This window comes from Dyadobacter sp., assembly GCF_051859145.1.
Lineage (GTDB): Bacteria > Bacteroidota > Bacteroidia > Cytophagales > Spirosomataceae > Dyadobacter.
On sequence record NZ_JBHYGF010000584.1, the window covers coordinates 1 to 2,619 of the forward strand.

Annotated in this window: 5 protein-coding genes; 3 read left to right on the forward strand and 2 right to left on the reverse strand. The window is 41.6% G+C overall.

The genetic code is table 11. The features are described from left to right. From ACTIE6_RS25015 to ACTIE6_RS25025, 3 genes are all read left to right on the forward strand, one after another. Positions 1 to 417: metallophosphoesterase family protein (locus ACTIE6_RS25015; protein WP_439559219.1), on the forward strand; the 417-nt coding region annotated here is incomplete at its 5' end. Between the two features lie 13 nt (positions 418 to 430). Next, a complete protein-coding gene (locus ACTIE6_RS25020; RefSeq protein ID WP_139011932.1) occupies positions 431 to 766 on the forward strand; it encodes a hypothetical protein in 336 nt (111 codons plus the stop codon). Positions 767 to 928: 162 nt separating this feature from the next. Next, on the forward strand, positions 929 to 1,036 hold the full coding sequence (locus ACTIE6_RS25025; RefSeq protein WP_439559255.1) for a helix-turn-helix domain-containing protein: 108 nt from the start codon (positions 929 to 931) through the stop codon (positions 1,034 to 1,036). Between the two features lie 37 nt (positions 1,037 to 1,073). On the opposite strand, the gene ACTIE6_RS25030 is transcribed toward ACTIE6_RS25025, so the two are convergent. After that, positions 1,074 to 2,246, reverse strand: a complete 1,173-nt coding sequence (locus tag ACTIE6_RS25030; RefSeq protein WP_139011931.1) for an ABC transporter permease — start codon at positions 2,244 to 2,246, stop codon at positions 1,074 to 1,076. Positions 2,247 to 2,270: 24 nt separating this feature from the next. Then, the coding region (locus ACTIE6_RS25035; protein WP_439559220.1) for an HlyD family efflux transporter periplasmic adaptor subunit at positions 2,271 to 2,619 on the reverse strand (349 nt) is incomplete at its 5' end.

Consider the following 2,619-nt stretch of genomic DNA (forward strand, 5'->3'; position numbering starts at 1 on the left):
AATGATGATATTTTGAATATGCTTTTGGTACATGGTAGTCCCCTCAGTATCAATGAATATCTTCTAAAAGAACTACCTGAGCCGTATGTAATAGAAATGGTCAAAGAGTTTAGGGCTGATATTTTATGCTTTGGCCATTCCCATAAGCCTTATCACCGCATCATTAATTCTGGTGAGAATGGCAAGAATCATTATCACCACTTGATTAATACTGGCTCAGTTGGTAAACCCAAGGACGGCGATGCACGGGCTTGTTATGTTATGCTTACCATTAACCAACCGGCAACTGTGACAAGTCCTGATGGGATAAAAGTTGAATTTATCCGGGTGAATTATGATGTTGAAAAAGCAGCCCAGGCGGTCGAGCTTAGTTTGCTTCCTGATGCATTTGCGGATAATCTAAGAAAAGCATATTAATCTTTCTTTTGTCATGAAAGCTATCATTTTTTGTACTGCAATACTTTCCTTGTTTTGGGTTAACCATGACCTAAAAGATTACACAAATTCATCTCATGAAATAACCCGGCAGCTGACGACAATACTTCAATATCCGCAAGTGTTATACAACCATGAGCAAAGCAGTATTGTGGTAATCCAGTTTCATTTGGGAGAAAGTCGTACAATAGGAAGAGTGAAAGTTTTTTCAGAAAACCAGGATCTTAATTACGATCTGATCCGTCAGTTAACCGGTAAGAAATTACAGCTTTCTTCAGACTATCCTTCCGAAAAGTTCACAATTAAATTAAGGTTTAATCTTAAGAAGTAAATTCCAGCTTTAAATTATACTTTACCGTTTATTTGAACTCCTCTATGTCTTAAATATTTATAGAGTGTCATTTTAGAAATTTCCAGGTCAGCTGCAATTTCATTTACTTGCTTCCATTATCGATTTTAAATCCTAACTATTGGTATATTCCCACTCACTGAAATCGCCTCTGAAACCGGCTTCGAAAGTCTTTCCTATTTCTCCCGTATCTTTAAAAATGTCACCGGGCTTAGCCCCACGCATTATAAGATGAATAATCATATTGTTTAGGGCTGTCGGTAATCGGCAGTCAGCCTCCCTTACCCCTTTAACCATTAACCACTTCCGTTTCTACTTTACTCCACACTTTCATTTTATACTGTAAAGCTGCTATAGCCAATACTCCGTAAGCTGCGATCTGGATACCAAGGTGTTTGATAAAGGGCAGGACATTTTGCAAATCTCCTTGTTCTATCAGCAGGATTTTGTGCGCATTCAGAAACGGTGTCAGCGGAATAAGATTGGCAATAAACTGTACGCCTTGTGGCATGGACGACAGAGGCCAGCTGAAGCCACCTATCAGGAAGGCAGGAGTTGAAAACATCATCAGCACCTGTGTCGCTTTGAGCGCGTCAGGAATCAGAACGCTGAACAGTACACCCATAAATGTAATTGCGAGAACAAAAAGGGAGGTTGTGATTATAAAAGGCTGAAGCGATACCGGCATAGGTGCATGAAAAACCCCATGCATCACATAATAGAATCCTAAGACACCTACGGTTAACAGCCAGATTGGCAATGCTTTTACAAAAATGGCCAGGGCGGAATTGCGCGTATAGCTCATCAGCTCAGTCTGAAAAGTACGACTTTGCAATTCTGACGCAAAACTTACCGCAAATGCCAATAGTAATACCTGCTGCAATACCACCGCCAGAACCGCCGGCCACATAAAAGTGAAGTAATTTCCTGTCGGATTAAAGAGACGGATATAGTTGGATTTAAAAGGTTCATACTGCGTTGCAGCCTGTGGAACTCCTTTTTTCATCAACCCCTGAATTTCCATTCCCGCGCTGAAAGTGCCCAACACCGACTGAATCCCCTGCGACGCCATGTTGGCTGTCAGCAGATTAGCTGTATTGATGAAGGTATTTACTTCAGGATAGCGTTTCTGTAATATATCAGCTTCAAAACGTTCAGGAATTGTTACTACCAGCACGGCCTGAGAATTAAGCAGCTCCTGCTGCGTGCCGGTATTTTCTCTTTTGACTTGTTGCACATGCAGCTTCTCACTGTCTTCAATCATATCTATCAGTCTATTGCTCAGTGGAGAATTATCCTGATCGACTACTATTACCGGCAATTCGGTCACTTTTCCCTCTTTATATACAAATCCTATCAGAACTGCATATATAATCGGCGCAAAAATCATCACGGAAAGCAAGGTCTTGTTTGCAAAAAACAACCTGAATTCTCTTCGCACCATTTCTTTGAAAGTCTTCATTGGATGGGGTGTTAAGGTTTAAGATCACAAAACCACTGTTGCATTAGCCAAAAGGCTTTCTGCCTGCTGCACATCCTTGGGCTGTATTTTCAGCTCATAAACAGCATCCTCGATCTGATAATCAGGATAGGCACTGGTCACATCTGCATAGCGGTTGAGCTGCTTGATATTCTGAATGGTTGCTTTTATTTCACCCTTGCTGTAAGGCACGTGTACAGTCAGCTCATCTCCCTTTTTATAAGCTGCGATGCGGCTTTCAGGTACAGTGAAACGGAAATAGGTAGTGCCCGGCAAATAACCGCTGAAAACAGGATAACCAGCTGTTGCCAGTTCCCCCTGACGCAATGTGATGGTTTCGATCTGCATAGCATTG

Excerpts from the sequence above, each read along its gene's own strand:
- ACTIE6_RS25020 (WP_139011932.1), top strand. The coding sequence starts at position 431 with ATGAAAGCTATCATTTTTTGTACTGCAATACTTTCCTTGTTTTGGGTT.
- ACTIE6_RS25030 (WP_139011931.1), bottom strand. The coding sequence starts at position 2,246 with ATGAAGACTTTCAAAGAAATGGTGCGAAGAGAATTCAGGTTGTTTTTT.